This is a genomic window from Burkholderia sp. IDO3 (assembly GCF_003366075.1).
In the GTDB taxonomy this organism is placed as follows: Bacteria; Pseudomonadota; Gammaproteobacteria; order Burkholderiales; family Burkholderiaceae; genus Burkholderia; species Burkholderia anthina.
Map to the genome: position 1 here is coordinate 1,568,646 of NZ_CP028962.1, position 16,049 is coordinate 1,584,694.

Sequence of the window (16,049 nt, forward strand, 5' to 3'; positions counted from 1 at the left end):
TGACGACGCAGTCGCGATGCGGCCTCGTACCGCGCGGGCTGCGTTCGTGCGTGCAGGCATCAGGTGCAGGCGTCAGGTTTCCAGGCCGTTACGTGATGCGAAGCGCGCGCAGGTCATGCCGACGGCGGGCGCCGCGGCATACGCGTGCGCGGCGATGCGCGCCATGCAATCGTCCTCGTGTGCCGGGCGTGCGATTGCGCAGCCGCGGCCAGCCGGGGCGCGTCTTGCGGCGCGTGCCCGGAACGACCGGTGCATCGGCATCGGCGCGTGCGCACAGCGCGGCGGCGAACCGCTGCAGCGCGAGCACGGATCCCGCGACGCTCTGGTATTTTTCGCGGCCGATCTGCCCGTCGAGCATGACGAGCAAACCCGACTCGCGCGCGAGCGCGAGCAGTGCGTCCAGATCCGCGGGCGGGCGGATGCCGGCCTGCGGCGCGGGAACGGCGTGCACATGTGTGCGCGGCTGTCCGTCCCGGGCCCGGAAGTGACAAGGTGCCATGGTTGGTCTCCTGCGCCGGACCCCGCGTGCCGGCTCGACGGCCGGCTGAGCGATGACCCGGTATGAACGTTCAGTTCATGACGTCAGTATCGGCCCGGCGGCGGGCGTTGCCAATCGGCGGGGGCTGAAGTCGTTGTCAGGCATTGCGCGCGACCTATCGGAATCCGCTGACACGCGAAGCGGACGATCTGCGGCGCCGCCGCGGTTCGGCGCCGCCGCACACGGCACCCGGCGCCCCGATCCGGTGCATTTCGACTGACGAATCGTGACTGCTACCGGCGCTTGACGCAGGTTTTCGACCGGACTAAGTTCCTCTCTGCATCGCCGTCGCGCGGGGTTCCATCTCCCGCCCGATCGGCGATGCCGCGCCTCCGGGGGGCGCAGCAATGCTTCCAGTGATTCGCGGGCGATCTGCCCGGCGGGCGCTGTGCGCGCACCGGTCCTTCGGCGGATCGGCGCGACGGTATGCAACGTACCGTTGATCGAGCGCAAACACGTTTCGGCGCATCGCACGCCGGACGGCAGTTCAGTCTCCAAACTTTCGATAGCGTCATCTTTTCGTTTCTCGACCGTCAGGAGCTCGTCGATGTCACAGGACAATTTGCTCGATTCACTCAAGGAAGTCGCCGAACAGCGCGCAATCGGCGCCGACCAGTTGCGTACGATGCTCGACGACGAAGTGCGTGCGCTGTCGTCCGGCGCGCGCGTGCATGACTACATCCATGTGTTCGCGATTCGCCACCTGCGCGAACGGATGCGCAGGCAGGACGAGCTCGAACGCGATACGCCGGCCGGTACGCCGCACCGCGAGCCGGATCAGGCGACGAGCCGCCGGCTGTGAAAGACGGGCGCCGCGGGCCCGCCCGCCCGCCCGCGGCGTCTGCGCAATCGTCCTGACAGCGGACTGACAGTCATCAGCGATTTTCGTCAGACGATTGCCAAATTGTCACGACAGCCTCAAGTAAGCGGCGCGAATGCCGTATACCCGGTGGAATTCGTCCACCGGGCGTTCGCGCTCCCTTACCGAGTCGTTGCCATGTTCTCGTCCATCCGGACCCGTATCCTCGCCGCGTGCGTTGCCATCGTCGTATTCGCACTCGTCGCCACCACACTGATCAATTACTTCATCGCGCGCGCGTACAACGACGACGCGATCGACCGCAACCTCACGTCCGTCGCCAGCGGCCACGTGGTCGGCATCGGCGACTGGGTCGCGACCCGGAGCCGGATGATCGCGTCGCTGCAGGACGCCGCGCTGTCGCCCGATCCGGTGCCGGTCTTCAAGCAGATGGCCGAGGCCGGCGGCTTCACCAACGTCTACGTCGGCTACGCGGACAAGGCGTTCCATTTCTCCGATCCGGCCGGCATCGGGTCCGACTACGATCCGACTAGCCGCCCGTGGTACAAGCAGGCCGCGCAGGCCGGCAAGCCGGTCGTCACGCCGCCGTACATCGACGCGGGCACCGGCAACCTGGTCGTCACGTTCGCGGTGCCGATCCTGCGCGACGGCGGGCTGAAGGGCGTCGTCGCGGCCGACGTCGCGATGGACAGCGTGATCGCGAACGTGAAGTCGATCCGCCCGACGCCCGCGAGCTTCGGGATGTTGATCGACAGCAGCGGCCACATCGTCGCGCATCCCGACGCGAAGCTCACGCTCAAGCCGGTCACCGACGTGTCGCCCGATCTCGGCGCGATCAGCGCGGCGGCGCTCGCCGGCGCGAGCGCACCGGTCGACGTGCACGTCGGCGGCGACGCGAAGCTGGTGCGCGCGCAGGCCGTGCCGGGCACCGACTGGTATGCGCTGGTGCTGCTGGACAAATCCGAAGCGACGGCCGGGATGCGCTCGCTGCTGACCGCCTCGCTGATCACGCTGCTGGTGATCGTCGGCGTCGCGTCGCTGATCGTCGGCGCGATCACCACGACCGCGTTCCGCCGCCTGTCGCAGGTGCGTCAGGCGATGGCATCGATCGGCTCGGGCACGGGCGACCTCACGCAGCGCCTGCCGGCCGAAGGCCGCGACGAGGTGGCCGACATCGCGCGCTCGTTCAACAGTTTCGTGGACAAGCTGCACGACGTGATGCGCCAGATTCGCGATGCGAGCGAGTCGGTGCGTACGGCCGCGAACGAAATCGCGGCCGGCAACCAGGATTTGTCGTCGCGCACCGAATCGGCGGCGGCGAGCCTGGAGGAAACGGCCGCGTCGATGGAGGAAATCACCGCGACCGTCGGCCAGTCGGCGGCTGCCGCCGGCCAGGCGGACGAGCGCGCGGCGGCCGCGTCGCGGATCGCGTCGCACGGCGGCGTGGTCGTGTCGGACGTCGTCGCGACGATGGAGAAGATCGAGGAAGCGTCGGGCCGGATCGGCGACATCATCGGCGTGATCGACGGGATCGCGTTCCAGACCAACATTCTCGCGTTGAACGCGGCCGTCGAGGCCGCACGCGCGGGCGAGCAGGGGCGCGGGTTCGCGGTGGTCGCGCAGGAAGTGCGCAGCCTCGCGCAGCGCAGCGCGCAGGCCGCGCGCGAGGTGAAGGTGCTGGTCGAATCGACGGTCGCGAGCGTGTCGGCCGGGTCGGGGCAGGTGCGCCAGGCCGGCGACACGATGCGCGAGATCGTGTCGAACGTCACGAACGTGACGACGATCATCTCCGAGATCACGCACGCGGCGAACGAACAGACGCGCGGCATTCAGGAAGTGAATCGCGCGGTCACGCAGCTCGACGAAATGGTGCAGCAGAACGCGGCGCTCGTCGAGCAGTCGACCGCGGCCGCGACCGCGTTGCAGACGCAGGCGAACGCGCTCGCGTCGACGGTCGGGCAGTTCAAGGTCGCCTGATCTAAGTGGAGTGGGGCGACGCGGATCGGCAATCAGCCGATCCGTGCGCCCGCGCTGCGCGTGACGGCGCCGGCCGTCACGTGTTGCCGTCGTCGCGCATCAACGCGAGACGGTTGTAGAGGGTCTTCAGGCTGATGCCGAGCGCTTTCGCGGCTTGCGGCTTGTTGCCGTCGAAGTGATTCAACGTCGCCGCGATGAAGCGCTGCTGCACATGGTGCAGCGTCGCGCCGAGCGGCAGCGCCATGGCATCGTCCGACGTAGGGTCGGGCAGCATCGTCGGCTTCGGCAGCGTGACGTCGATTCCGTCGTCCGCGAGGATGTATGCGCGCTCGAGCGTGTTGTGCAGCTCGCGCACGTTGCCGGGCCACGAATACGCGCGCAGCGCCGCGATCGCCGCATCGGTCAGCCGCTTGTGCGAGCGGTGCCGCGCGTTGAGCGTGTCGACGAATTCGTGCGCGATCGTCTCGACGTCGCCGTCCCGCTGGCGCAGCGGCGGCACGTACAACGCGAACGCGGCGAGGCGGTAGAACAAGTCCTCGCGCAGCCGGCCGTCGCGCACGGCCTCGGCCGGATTGTGACGGGTCGCGGACAGGATGCGCACGTCGAGCGGAATCGGCTCGATGCCGCCCACCCGAACGATCGTGTTCGATTCGAGCGCCCGCAGCAGCTTCACCTGCAGCGCTGCGGGCATTTCCGCGATCTCGTCGAGCAGCAGCGTGCCGCCGCACGCGGCTTCGAAGAAGCCTTCGCGCTGCGCGACCGCACCGGTGAAGCTGCCTTTCTCGTGGCCGAACAATTGCGCTTCGGCGATATCGGCCGGAATCGCGCCGCAGTTCACGGGCACGAACGGCCCGTCGCGACGCGTGCTGAGGTCGTGCAGCCGGCGCGCGACGATATCCTTCCCGACCCCGCTTTCGCCGGCAATCATCACGCTCGCGCGGGTCGGCGCGATTTTCTCAATGCGGCCGAGCAACGTGCGCATCGCGGCGGAGTGGCCGGACAGCCGGCGTGCGTCGGCGCGCTGTTTCGAACGGTGGGCGGATTCAGCCATGAGGTCAGGCGGGCCGGTTTGAAAATCGGCACCGCGCGTTTCCTTCGTTGCAATATTTATCATCGACAGCGCAACGCAACGGAAGGTGCCGCGGTATAGAAATTTCCAATGCCCGGCCCGATGCAGCAAGAAATACGCGATCGCTGCGGCCGACTCGCCCGGCCGGTGCGTTTTTACAGCACGCCAATGAAAAATCGAAAGCCGGGTGCGATCGCCCGCGCGCCCATGCGATGTCCGACCGTGCCGCACGCCGGCCTGGCGCGGTGCCGGGGGCGGTGCAGCACGGTAACGAACGTTCTCGCGGCGGGTACGCCCGTTGCTGGGTTGCGTGGGCTCGCCCGGCACGCTCGACGGCACGCCGGACCGCCGAGTCGGCATGCCGTCGCATGACGGTCGCCGATGCGATGCAAGGAAACGATGAGGACCTTTACCCGTGAGTTGTTGCGGCAGGGCGCATGGGTCGTGCTGGCCGTCGGGGCGGCGTCCGCGCTGCAGGCGTGGGCGATTCGCGTCGTGGGCGCGCATGAGCCGTTTGCACCGCTGCCTTTCTATGCCGGTGTCGCAGCCGCCGCATGGCTGACGTCGTTCGCCGGCGGGCTGGCCGCGACGGCTGTCAGCGTGGCGGTGATCGGCGCACTGTGGTGGCCGGATGCATCGATGGCCGCGCTGCTCGCGCAGGCGGGCGCGTTCATCGCGATCAGTTTCGTCGAGTGCGTGCTGGTGATGGCCGTGAAGCCGCTGCTCGCGAGCGACCGGTTGCGCGGCGCGGTCGATGCCGACGAGGACGCCGCGCGGATGCCGCGACACGAACCGGCTCCCGCGGCGCGCTCGCCCGACGACACCCTGCTGCGCCGCGTGGTCGATGCGTCGCCCGATGCGATCGTCGGCGTCGATGCCGCCCGGCGGATCACGAGCTGGAATCCGGCCGCCCGGCGCATCTTCGGCATGGATGCCGCGACGGTGATCGGACACGACGTGACGACGCTGATCGCGCCGCGCTGGCTGCGCCGGCACCCCGTCCCCGTATCGTTCGCGAACGCGCGTGCGCCCTCCGGCCCGCTCGACGTTCTCTGTTTGCGTCGCGACGGCGGCCGCTTCCGCGCGACCGTCGCGGCATCGCCGATCGTCGATGCACAGGGCACCTGCACCGGTTTGTCGATGACGCTGCGCGAGGCGCGCGAGCGTCGCCGGGAAGAGCGGCGCGACGTGCGTTCGTTGCGTGGCGCGCGCGACGCGCGCGTGCAGGCCGACGAGTCGAACCGGATGAAGGACGAGTTGCTCGCCATCGTGTCGCACGAGTTGCGCACGCCGCTGAACGTGATCTACGGCTGGGTCGAGGTGCTGCGCAGCACCGACGGTCAGGGGTTCGCGCACCAGGCGATCGACGCGATCGACCGTAGTGCGCGATCGCTGTCGCACATGGTCGGCGACCTGCTCGACGCCTCGTCGCTCGCGACCGGCCGCATGCGCCTCGAACGCATGCCGATCGATCTCGTACGCATCGTGCGCGAAGCGGCGCGCGAACTCGGGGCGAGCGCCGAGGCGAACGGGCTCCAGTTGTCGACCGACTGCGCGATGCCCAACTGCGTGATCTCCGCCGACGGCGAGCGTCTGCGCCAGGTGCTGTCCAACCTGCTGTCGAACGCGATCAAGTTCACGCCGCCGGGCGGACGCATCACGATCTCGTTGACGCGCGCCGGCACGCGCGTCCGGCTGTCGGTCACCGATACGGGGCAGGGTATTTCCGCCGAGCGCCTGCCCCATCTGTTCGATACGTTCAACCGGCCCGAAGGCGCGTCGGCGTCGCCGAAGCGCGGTCTCGGGCTCGGGCTGTCGATCGTGCGCAATATCGCACGGCTGCATGGCGGCGAAGTCGCGGCGACGAGCGACGGCGCCGGGCACGGCACGACGGTCACGGTCATGCTGCCGGTCGACGCGGGCGGCGACGATTCGTTCGGCCACCCGCTGCGGCCGAGCGGCGCAGCGACGGCGGTCGCGCTGGACGGCCAGCGCGTGCTGGTCGTCGACGACGACGCGACGTCGCGCGCGAGTCTCGCCGCGGCGCTCGAAACGCTCGGCGCGCAGGTGTCGACCGCGCAATCGGGACACGACGCGCTCGACGTCGTCGCGCGGCAGCGCCCGAGCGTCGTGCTGTCCGATCTCGCGATGCCGGACGGCGACGGCTTCTGGCTGCTCGACCATATCCGGCATCAGCCGGGCGGCGGCGCACGCTTGCCGGTCGTCGCGGTGACCGCGCACGCGGGCAGCACGGACCGCAACCGCGTGATGGCCGCCGGCTTCGATGCGTATCTGTGCAAGCCGGTCGACATGCCGACGCTGGCGAGCGTGATCGTCGACGTATCGCCGGGCGGCCGGAAGGCCGGAAGCGGACCGCGTCGCTGATGCGCGGGCCGCATCCGCCCACCCACCAGGAGGCGCGATGAACGGATCGGAAAACACGCCGCGCGAGGGCGTCCGCCGGGCGCCGGCACGCATCCGGCGCCTACCGCCGGCCGTGCGGATCGCGAGCATACTGATGCTGTCGTGTGCATGGATCGCGATGCCGCGCTACGCGTCGGCGGACGAAAGCGTTCGGGCGACGCTCGCGAGCCAGGCGTCGGCCGTCGGCAGCCAGCTTCGCGATGCGACGCTCGCGTCCCGTATCCGGGCCGCGCTCGTCGCCGAGCGGGGGCTGGCGTCCGACGACATCGACGTGCGGGTTCACGGCCGCGTGGCCGAGCTGACGGGCAGTGTGCCCGACGCGCCGCAACATGCGGCCGCGGTCCGGGTCGTGCACGACGTCGACGGTGTACGCGGCGTGCGCGACAGGCTGCAGATTCGCCGGAAGTAACGTGATGCGCGGGCAAGCGTCGGGGCCGATCGGGCGTCGCGCGCCTCGCGGCCCTGCGCGGCACCAGGCAGGAGGGTTCGACATGGACACCATCATCGCGGGCCGTTTCTCGACGCTCGAGCGGGCGGAGCGCTGCGCGGAACAACTGCGCGGCCACGCCATGCATCGGGACGACGTGAAGGTCTTCTTTCTCAATCCGCCGGGGCAGCACGCGCTGTTCTGGCTCGGCGGCGACGTTTATGCGGATTCGGCGGCGCGCCCAGGCGGCATCGGCGCGCTGGAGGGCGTGGCCATCGGCGCGATCGTCGGGCTGGCGGGTGCCGCGCTGCTGTATCTCGGCGGGCTTCATTCGCCGCTCGCGTGGATCGGCGTGCCGCTGGTCGGCGGCTACGTCGGCGCGTTGTGCGGTGCGCTCGGCAAGATGAACGGCGATGCGCCGGAAGGCCATGGGGCGCTGAAACAGTGCGAGAACGGCGTCGTGCTGGCCGCGCACGTCACGCGGCGCACGGCGACGTTCGCGGAGCGCACGCTGCTGGCGTGGGGCGCGTTGTCGATCGAGCGGGTCGAAGGCGCATGGCAACAAGGCGCGTGGACCGACTTCTTCGCGTCCGCGCATCGCCCCGCATGACGCTTGCGCCTGCAGCGTTCGGCCGGTCCCGCGGTCGAACGGCTGCGGTCGCGACGGTGCGCGACGCGCTGTCCGGTGTCATCGCCGTCCGCAGGTCAGCCAAAGGGGCGCCGGGCTTGCCGCAGGGCGCCGCACGGATGAAGGACCATCGCTCAGCGACGCCGCGGCAGTGACACGTCCTCGAGCGTGTTGGCCAGCTCGTCGCGCGCCGGGCCGCCCGCGCGTGTCGCGATGTCGCCGAGCGACACGATGCCGACGAGCTGCTTGTTGCCATCGAGCACCGGCATCCGGTGCAACTGCACGTCGGCCATCCGCTGCTGCACGTCGCCGACGCCGTCGTCCTCGACGCACCACTGCACGGGTGCGGATGCGACCGCCGTCACGGGCGTGTCGGGCGAATGGCCGTGCGACAGCGCGCGCACCGCGAGGTCGCGATCCGTCACGATCGCGACGAGCCCGGTGTCGTCGCAAACCGGCAGCACCCCGATGTCGAAGCGCCGCATCAATTCGGCCGCGTGGCGAATCGTGTCGGTGGGCGCGACGCATACCACGTCGCGCGACATGATCTCGTTGACGCGATACATGACGCCTCCTTCGTAAGCGAGACGATGGGCGAGCAGGACGCGTGCCGCGGTCAGCCGGCACACGCCGGGCCTGCGCGGCCGAGGCACGGAGAAATTTGCCAGCGCGCTTGTACATCTTCCACGGCGGGAACCGCGGCCGGGCCGCGAGCGACGTCAGTGGCCGACGCCCGTGATCGCGACGATTTCTAGAATCAGCACATGCTCGAGCGCGGCCAGTGCCGCGCCGCTCGCGGCGGCGCTGACTTCATGCCAGGCTCGTTCCATGCGGTTCATCTGTTTCGCTCCGGTTGATCCGGTCTTTCGACACGCTGGCGCGCCCCCCGGCCCCGGATGCAGTCGTCAGCCGTGATCGCGGGGCGGTGGCGGAGTGTCGGGCGTGCGACGTTCGCGTTCGCCGGACGGTTTGGCGGGGTCGATGCGGGTCGCGCCGCCGACGGCGGGCGGGTCGCTGGCCGGAAACGTCTCTTCGAGCCCTTCGTCGATGCGTTCCTCCGTCTTGTCTTCGGCCGGCGGGCGCGACGTGGCGAGCCGGAATGCTCCGGCGGCGTGAACGGTCATGATCGAACCTCCTTGACGGGTAACGACGGACGCAAGCGCCGTGCCGCGTAGCGGCGGCGGTGGTACGGCCCTTGCAGCCATCGAGCCGCCGGCACCGGCGGACGCGAGGCCCGCCTGCCGCCGGCGTGGACGAGAGGAAATCGTGATGAATGAACCCAAGGAAAGGATACGTTACGACGCGAACGTGTGCGGCGGCGATTTCAGTCATGTGCGCGAGCGTTTCGATGCGTGGAAGCGCGAATCGCCGGCCTGTCGCCCCGATCGGCGCCTGTTCGTCGGCAAGGACGCGCGGCGCGCGAACCGAACCATGCTGTCTATTGGGGGGCAGCAAGTGCGCAGCGGGTGCGATGCGCGCCGTCCAATCCGTTCGCGCTTGCGTGCAACTTGCCGCGGAAGGGTGCACGATGTGGCTCGTGATGGCGGCTTGCGACGGGTAAGCGGCCGCATGGTGTCGCAGGATTGGCACCGGGCAGGCACGCCGCTTGCGCGCGCTCGCCGCGCCAATCGACACGCGCGAGCGCGCCGCGCAGGAGTGACATGAGCACGCCATCCATGCTGCACCGTCCCGAACCGATCCCCGACGTCGAGCCCGACCCGGCGTGGCCCGGGCACGACGATCCGGTGGATCCGCCCGTGCCGGCGGGGCCGCCGCAGGGCGACCCGCCGTCGCAACCGCCGCCGATGCGGATGCCGGACGGATGCAGCGAACCGCAGCCGGCCGCGCGATCACTGAAAGGAGGACCATCATGGACATTCACGTGCAATCGCCGGACAAGCGCGCGATCGCTCAGGTGCTGGGCCGCTATTTCGAGTCGCGCTCGTTGCGCTATCACATCGAGGAATTGCCGGGCGGCGTGCTCCATATCGGCTTTCGCGCGAGCGGCCGCCCGGTCGCCGTCACGGTGTCGTTCGACGATTCCGCGTACGACACCTACACGCACTGGGATGCGAGCCAGAAGCAGCTCGCGCTCGGACGGCTCGCGGACGGCTTCTCGCGCATGATGTCGACACGCAGTCCCGCCGCGCTCGCGGGCGATTACCACGTCGAGCGTTTCTGATTCCATAACGACCCGCCGGCGCGAGCCGGAATCCGGCAAAGTGCCCGCATGCAACGGGCGCTTTGCGGCTTCGCGCGTGTCGCGTAGGATGTCCGTTAATTCAGCGCACACTACGTTCGCGCCGTCGGCAGTCTGTCGTGGCAGCCGATCAAGCGCGACGCGCTTTCCCTCAGGTTCGTTTTGCGCAACCGACGGAGACCGCCTTGACGACCACTGCCCGCCCGCTGTTGTCACCGGCCGCACGCCGGTTCGTATCCGGCCTGTCGGCCTTCGCCGCGCTCGCGGCGTCCGACGCGCGCGATGCGTCGGCGCAGACGCCTTCGCCGCTCGGCGAATGGCAATACTCGGCGGGCGTCCCGCTGCAGAAGCTGTTCAATCCGGCCGTTCCCGCGTGGCAGATCAGCGTCGGCGCAGCGATGACGCTGCAGCCGCGCTATGCGGGCTCCGATCGCTATCGCGTGATGGGCGGCCCGAATTTCGACGTGCGCTATCGCGACCTGTTCTTCCTGTCGACGGGCGAGGGGCTCGGCGCGAACGTGCTGCGCGGGCCGAACTGGCGCGTGAGCATGTCGGTCGGCTATGACCTCGGGCGCCGTTCGGCCGACGATCTCGACCACCTGAACGGCCTCGACAACATCAACGCGGCGCCGGTGATGAAGCTCGCGGCCGACTACGTGATCTCGAAGGATTTCCCGCTCGTGCTGCGCGCCGATGTCCGTCGCAGCATCGGCGGCTCGAACGGCTGGATCGGCGATTTCTCCGCCTACCTGCCGATGCCGGGCAGCAACGAGCATTTCTTCTGGTTTGCGGGGCCGACCGTGTCGTTCGCCGACTCGCGCTACATGAACAGCTGGTTCGGCGTGAGTCCGGGCGCGTCGGCGCGTTCCGGGCTGCCGGCCTATTCGGCGAGCGCCGGGATGAAGTCGTACGGCGCGGGCGTGACGATGGTCTGGTTCGTCAACAAGCACTGGTTCGTGACGATGGACGGCGCGATCGAACAGCTGGTGGGCCGCGCACGGCGCAGCCCGATCACGCAGCAGTCGACGAACGGCGTGTTCGACATGTCGGTGAATTACCAGTTTTGAGCGGAGTCGAGCCGGGCGGGCCACCGACGGCGTGCGGCATTTTTCGTCACATTTGATATGATTGCGACCTGTACAAACGTACAGTGATCGATTCCCGTGACGCCTGCATCGCCGACGCCCCCGGCGTTTTACTACCTGACCAATTTCGAACGCGCGCTGGCCTGGCTCGGCGAGCGTTACGACGACCTGCTCGACGAGCGCGAGCACGCGTTTCTGCGCCACTTTCCGCAGTTGCCGCAGGCATCGCGCGCGTTGCTCGTGCGAATGCTGATGCGCAACGGGTCGGATTTCCGCGCCAGCAAGCTCGTCTACGACGAAATCGGCTGCCCGCACGACGCGGCCGCGCCGCTCGTCGCGCTCGGCTGGGTCGATCCGGCGCCCGCGCTGTCGCTCGACGAACTGTTCGCGTTGTTGACCAAGGCCGATCTGCTGAAGGTGTTTCCGGCGCTCGCCGCGCACGTGGGCGAACGCAAGCCCGAATGGCTGGAGCGGCTGCGGCCCGCGCACGACGTCGCGCAGCCGCTCCATGCATGGTGCGAACAGGCCGACGATCGCGTGCTGCGCGTGACCGTCGGCGCGCTGTGCGACCGGCTGCGGCTGATGTTCTTCGGCAATCTGCATCAGGACTGGAGCGAATTCGTGCTCGCCGATCTCGGCGTGTTCCAGTACGAGAGCGTGCCGTTCGCGCCGTCGTCGCGCGCGTTCCAGCAGCGCGACGACGTCGATACGTATCTCGCGTTGCAGACTTGCCGCGAAGCGCTCGACGCGTGGCCCGACGATCTGCCGTTCGACGATCTGCTGCGTGCGATCGACGCGGTGAGTTGCGTGCAGCCGTGGCTTGCGACGCGCCGCGCGAAGCTGTTGTTCACGCTCGGGCAACGCTGCGAACGCCGCGCCGACTGGCCCGCCGCGCTCGACGCGTATGCGCGCGGCGCGTGGCCGGGCAGCCGCCATCGGCGCATTCGCGTGCTCGAACGCTGCGGACGCGACGACGACGCGCTCGCGCTGGCGCTCGACGCGCGCAACGGCTTCGAAAGCGACGAGGAGCGCCAGCGCGTCGAACGGATGCTGCCGCGTCTGCAGCGGCGCGTCGGGCAGCGGGGCGAACGCGCGCATGCCGCGCCGGACGTGCCGCGCGAGACGCTGGTGCTGGCGCGCCCCGATGCGTTCGTCAGCGTCGAATTCGCCGTGCGCGATCATCTGGCGCGGCCCGAAGCGCCGGTTCATTACGTCGAGAACACGCTGATCAATTCGTTGTTCGGGCTGCTGTGCTGGGAGCCCGTGTTCGCGGCCGTGCCCGGCGCGTTCTTTCACCCGTTCCAGCGCGGGCCGGCCGACCTGCATGCACCCGATTTCGCGATGCGCCGCACCGATGCGTTCGCCGCGTGCTTCGCGCAGCTCGACTCGGGCGCGTATCGCGACACGATCCTTCGTCACTACGCGACGAAGGCGGGGCTGCAATCGCCGTTCGTGTTCTGGGGCGTGCTGACCGACGAACTGCTCGACGAGGCGCTGGCATGCCTGCCGCCCGAGCATCTGCGGCTGTGGTTCACGCGCGTGCTCGCGGATATCCGCAGCAACCGCTCGGGGCTGCCCGATCTCGTCCGCTTCTGGCCCGGCGAGCGGCGCTATGAACTGATCGAGGTGAAGGGCCCCGGCGACCGGCTGCAGGACAATCAGACACGCTGGCTCGCGTACTGCATCGCGCACGGCATGCCGGTGCGCGTCGTCGATGTCGAATGGGCGGGCGTCGGCGTCGAGCCGGCCGAAGCGGCGGGGTTGTCAGCATGAGCTATGTCGTCGCGGTGCGGGCGATGTGCGAATTCACCGCGCGGCGCGGCGATCTCGACCTGCGCTTCACGCCCGCGCCGACCGCGCTCGAAGGGATCGCGGGCCACGGCGCCGTTACGTCGAACCGCGGCGCGCGCTATGAAACCGAGATCGCGCTGACCGGCACGTGGGGCACGCTCACCGTGCGCGGACGCGCGGACGGCTACGATCCGGTCGCGAACCGGATCGAGGAAATCAAGACCTATCGCGGCAGCCTCGATGCGATGCCGGCCAATCATCGTGCGCTGCACTGGGCGCAGGCGAAGGTCTATGCACACCTGATGTGCGACGCGCGCGGCCTTCCGGAAATCGACGTCGCGCTCGTGTATTTCGACATCGTGTCCGAGCGCGAGACCGTGCTGACCGACACGCTGGGCGCGAGCGAGCTCGCCGCGTTCTTCGCCGAGCAGTGCGCATGTTTCGTCGGCTGGGCCGAGCGCGAGACCGCGCATCGCGCGGCCCGCGATGCGGCGCTGCGCGCGCTGACGTTTCCGCACGGGCAATTCCGCAGCGGGCAGCGCGAGCTGGCCGTGTCGGTCTATCGCGCGGCGCGCGACGAACGCTGCCTGATGGCGCAGGCGCCGACCGGTATCGGCAAGACGGTCGGCACGGTCTTTCCGTTGCTGAAGGCGTGCGGCGAAGGCGAGCTCGATCACGTGTTCTTCCTGACCGCGAAGACGCCCGGGCGTGCGCTCGCACTCGAAGCGGCGACGACGCTCGGCGCCGGCACGCCGGCGCTGCCGCTGCGCGTGCTGGAACTCGTCGCGCGCGACAAGGCGTGCGAGCATCCTGACCTCGCGTGTCACGGCGAATCGTGTCCGCTCGCGCAGGGCTTCTACGACCGGCTGCCCGCCGCGCGCGACGCGGCGATCGGCGCCGGGCTGCTCGATCGCGCGACCGTGCGCGAGGCGGCGCTCGCGCACGACGTCTGCCCGTACTATCTCGCTCAGGAGCTGGCGCGCTGGTCGGACATGGTGATCGGCGACTACAACTACTACTACGACGGCAGCGCGATGCTGCATACGCTTGCGCAGCAGAACCAGTGGCGCGTCGGCGTGCTCGTCGACGAGGCGCACAACCTGCTCGACCGCGCGCGCAAGATGTACAGCGCGTCGCTCGACCCGTTCGCGTTCGCCGCCGCGCGCGAGGCCGCGCCGGCGGCGCTGCGCAAGCCGTTCGACCGGCTCGCGCGTGCGTGGGGCACCCTCAATCGTGCGCAAGCCGAGCGTTATGCGGCGTATCCGGACATTCCAGGCCCGATCGTATCGGCGGTGCAGAACCTCGTCTCGGCGATCGGCGAACACCTGACCGATGCGCCGCGCGCGAACGGCGACGCGCTGCTGCGCTTTCATTTCGAGGCGATCCAGTTCGGCGTGCTCGCCGACGCGTTCGACAGCGCGTCGATCTTCGATGCGACGCTGCACGGCGAGCCGCTGCCGCGCCAGTCGGGGCTCGACGGCGTTGTGCCGGCCGCGCGCCGGCGCCGCATCCAGTCGACGCTGTGCGTGCGCAACGTGATCCCGGCCGGTTTTCTCGCGTCGCGCTACGAAGCCGCGCGTGCGACCGTGCTGTTTTCCGGCACGCTGAGCCCGTTCCATTTCTATCGCGACACGCTCGGGCTGCCGGCCGATACCGGCTGGCTCGACGTCGACGGGCCGTTTCGCGCCGAGCAGTTGACCGTGCGCGTCGCGAGCCATGTGTCGACGCGCTGGCGCGACCGCGACCGTTCGCTCGAACCGATCGCGGATCTGATCGCCGCGCAGTACGCGACGCGACCCGGCAATTACCTCGGTTTTCTCAGCAGCTTCGACTATCTCGGGCGCGTCGTCGCACTGATGCAGGCTCGCCATCCCGACGTGCCCGTGTGGGCCCAGGCGCCCGGCATGGCCGAAAGCGAGCGCGACGCGTTTCTCGCCCGCTTCGATGCGGGCGGCCGCGGCGTCGGCTTCGCGGTGCTGGGCGGCGCGTTCTCGGAAGGCGTGGACCTGGTCGGCGAGCGGCTGATCGGCGCGTTCATCGCGACGCTCGGGCTGCCGCAGGTCAACGACGTCAACGAGCAGATGCGGCGCGCGATGGATGTGCGTTTCGGCAACGGATACGACTACATGTACCTGTATCCGGGTTTGCAGAAGGTCGTGCAGGCGGCCGGACGCGTGATCCGCACCGAACACGACGAGGGCGTCGTGCACCTGATCGACGATCGTTACCGGCGGCGCGAGGTGCGCGATCTGCTGCCGAGGTGGTGGCGGATCGGGTGAGGTTGTGGTGCGGGTGCCTGCGCCTACAGCACGTTGAGCATCGCGAGCGCGGCTTCCTGCAGATGCGGCAGCACGCGGCGCACGGCCGCATCGGTCGTCTCGGCGCCGATCGGCATGTTCGTGCTCAGCGCGGCGACGACTTTGCCATGGCGGTTCTTCAGCGGCACCGCGATCCCGCGCACGCCGACCTGCAATTGCTGTTCGATCACCGCGTAGCCTGCGTCGCGGGCGTGGTCGACCTGTTCGAGCAGGCGCGCCTTGTTGGTGATCGTGTGCGGCGTGAACGGCGCGAGCGCCGTGTCGTCGAGCCACGTGCGGACAGCTTCCCGATCCGGATGATGCGCGAGCAACACGACGCCCGGCGACGTCAGCGGCGCCGGCACGCGCGCGCCGAGCACGAAGCCCGTCGTCATCACGCGCGACACGCCGTTGCGCGCGATGAACACGAGCTCCCATCCGTCGAGCACGCTCACGTACGCCGATTCGTTCAGCGACGCGCTCAGTTGCTGCAGATACGGCTGGACCGTGCGCGGCAGGCGCGCGGAGTCGAAGTACGACCAGCCGACCCGCAGCACGCGCGGCGTGAGGCCGTACAGCTTGCCATCGGTGTACACGTAGCCGAGCGATTCGAGCGTCAGCAGGTAGCGGCGCGCGGCCGTGCGCGTGAGGCCGGTGCGGGCGGCGGCCTGGGTGGGCGTCATGCGCGCGTGCTGGCTGTCGAACGCCTCGAGGATCATCAGGCCTTTTTCGAGGCCGGCAATCCAGTCGCGTCGGTCGAGTTCGGGCTTTTTCATCGTTGGTGAGGCGCCGG

The 16,049-nt window shown here is 69.4% G+C and carries 14 protein-coding genes and 1 pseudogene; 10 read left to right on the plus strand and 5 right to left on the minus strand.

Going from position 1 to position 16,049, the window contains the following annotated elements:
- Positions 1–88 precede the first annotated feature (88 nt).
- Positions 89–499, minus strand: coding sequence for a hypothetical protein (locus tag DCN14_RS07250; RefSeq protein ID WP_096498680.1), 411 nt, complete (start codon positions 497–499; stop codon positions 89–91).
- A 586-nt stretch (positions 500–1,085) separates the two neighbouring features.
- On the opposite strand from DCN14_RS07250, the gene DCN14_RS07255 reads away from it, so the two are divergent.
- On the plus strand, positions 1,086–1,340 hold the full coding sequence (locus DCN14_RS07255; protein ID WP_096498678.1) for a DUF3562 domain-containing protein: 255 nt from the start codon (positions 1,086–1,088) through the stop codon (positions 1,338–1,340).
- A 195-nt stretch (positions 1,341–1,535) separates the two neighbouring features.
- Entirely contained in the window at positions 1,536–3,335 is a 1,800-nt protein-coding gene (locus DCN14_RS07260) for a methyl-accepting chemotaxis protein (RefSeq protein ID WP_096498676.1), read from the plus strand.
- 76 nt (positions 3,336–3,411) lie between these two features.
- Here DCN14_RS07260 and DCN14_RS07265 read toward each other — a convergent pair whose 3' ends face one another.
- The gene (locus tag DCN14_RS07265; protein ID WP_096499307.1) at positions 3,412–4,449 is read right to left on the minus strand and encodes a sigma-54 dependent transcriptional regulator; all 1,038 of its coding nucleotides are present in this window, start codon (positions 4,447–4,449) and stop codon (positions 3,412–3,414) included.
- A 354-nt stretch (positions 4,450–4,803) separates the two neighbouring features.
- Between DCN14_RS07265 and DCN14_RS07270 the strand changes: the two genes are divergently transcribed.
- The 3 genes from DCN14_RS07270 to DCN14_RS07280 all read left to right on the plus strand — a co-directional run bounded on the left by DCN14_RS07270 (position 4,804) and on the right by DCN14_RS07280 (position 7,865).
- Positions 4,804–6,789 (plus strand): ATP-binding protein, encoded by a 1,986-nt coding sequence (locus DCN14_RS07270; protein ID WP_096498674.1) that lies wholly within the window; start codon positions 4,804–4,806, stop codon positions 6,787–6,789.
- A 37-nt stretch (positions 6,790–6,826) separates the two neighbouring features.
- Positions 6,827–7,237, plus strand: a complete 411-nt coding sequence (locus tag DCN14_RS07275; RefSeq protein WP_096498672.1) for a BON domain-containing protein — start codon at positions 6,827–6,829, stop codon at positions 7,235–7,237.
- An 82-nt stretch (positions 7,238–7,319) separates the two neighbouring features.
- Complete coding sequence (locus tag DCN14_RS07280; protein ID WP_096498670.1) at positions 7,320–7,865, plus strand: hypothetical protein; 546 nt, start codon at positions 7,320–7,322, stop codon at positions 7,863–7,865.
- 152 nt (positions 7,866–8,017) lie between these two features.
- On the opposite strand, the gene DCN14_RS07285 is transcribed toward DCN14_RS07280, so the two are convergent.
- Complete coding sequence (locus tag DCN14_RS07285) at positions 8,018–8,449, minus strand: CBS domain-containing protein (protein WP_096498668.1); 432 nt, start codon at positions 8,447–8,449, stop codon at positions 8,018–8,020.
- Between the two features lie 339 nt (positions 8,450–8,788).
- Positions 8,789–9,007 carry a hypothetical protein gene (locus tag DCN14_RS07290; RefSeq protein WP_096498666.1) on the minus strand — a complete coding sequence of 73 codons (219 nt, stop codon included), beginning with the start codon at positions 9,005–9,007 and terminating at the stop codon, positions 8,789–8,791.
- Between the two features lie 145 nt (positions 9,008–9,152).
- Between DCN14_RS07290 and DCN14_RS07295 the strand changes: the two are divergent.
- The 5 genes and pseudogenes from DCN14_RS07295 (at position 9,153) to DCN14_RS07315 (ending at position 15,238) form a co-directional block, all read left to right on the plus strand.
- Positions 9,153–9,444: pseudogene (locus tag DCN14_RS07295) on the plus strand (hypothetical protein).
- 309 nt (positions 9,445–9,753) lie between these two features.
- Positions 9,754–10,065, plus strand: coding sequence for a hypothetical protein (locus DCN14_RS07300; RefSeq protein WP_096498664.1), 312 nt, complete (start codon positions 9,754–9,756; stop codon positions 10,063–10,065).
- 203 nt (positions 10,066–10,268) lie between these two features.
- Entirely contained in the window at positions 10,269–11,150 is an 882-nt protein-coding gene (locus tag DCN14_RS07305) for a MipA/OmpV family protein (protein ID WP_096498662.1), read from the plus strand.
- A 96-nt stretch (positions 11,151–11,246) separates the two neighbouring features.
- Positions 11,247–12,941, plus strand: coding sequence for a VRR-NUC domain-containing protein (locus tag DCN14_RS07310; protein WP_096498660.1), 1,695 nt, complete (start codon positions 11,247–11,249; stop codon positions 12,939–12,941).
- The gene (locus tag DCN14_RS07315) at positions 12,938–15,238 is read left to right on the plus strand and encodes an ATP-dependent DNA helicase (protein ID WP_096498658.1); all 2,301 of its coding nucleotides are present in this window, start codon (positions 12,938–12,940) and stop codon (positions 15,236–15,238) included. The genes DCN14_RS07310 and DCN14_RS07315 overlap by 4 nt, the downstream gene beginning before the upstream one ends.
- A 23-nt stretch (positions 15,239–15,261) precedes the next feature.
- Here DCN14_RS07315 and DCN14_RS07320 read toward each other — a convergent pair whose 3' ends face one another.
- Positions 15,262–16,032 (minus strand): IclR family transcriptional regulator C-terminal domain-containing protein, encoded by a 771-nt coding sequence (locus DCN14_RS07320; protein WP_096498656.1) that lies wholly within the window; start codon positions 16,030–16,032, stop codon positions 15,262–15,264.
- Positions 16,033–16,049: the final 17 nt, after the last annotated feature.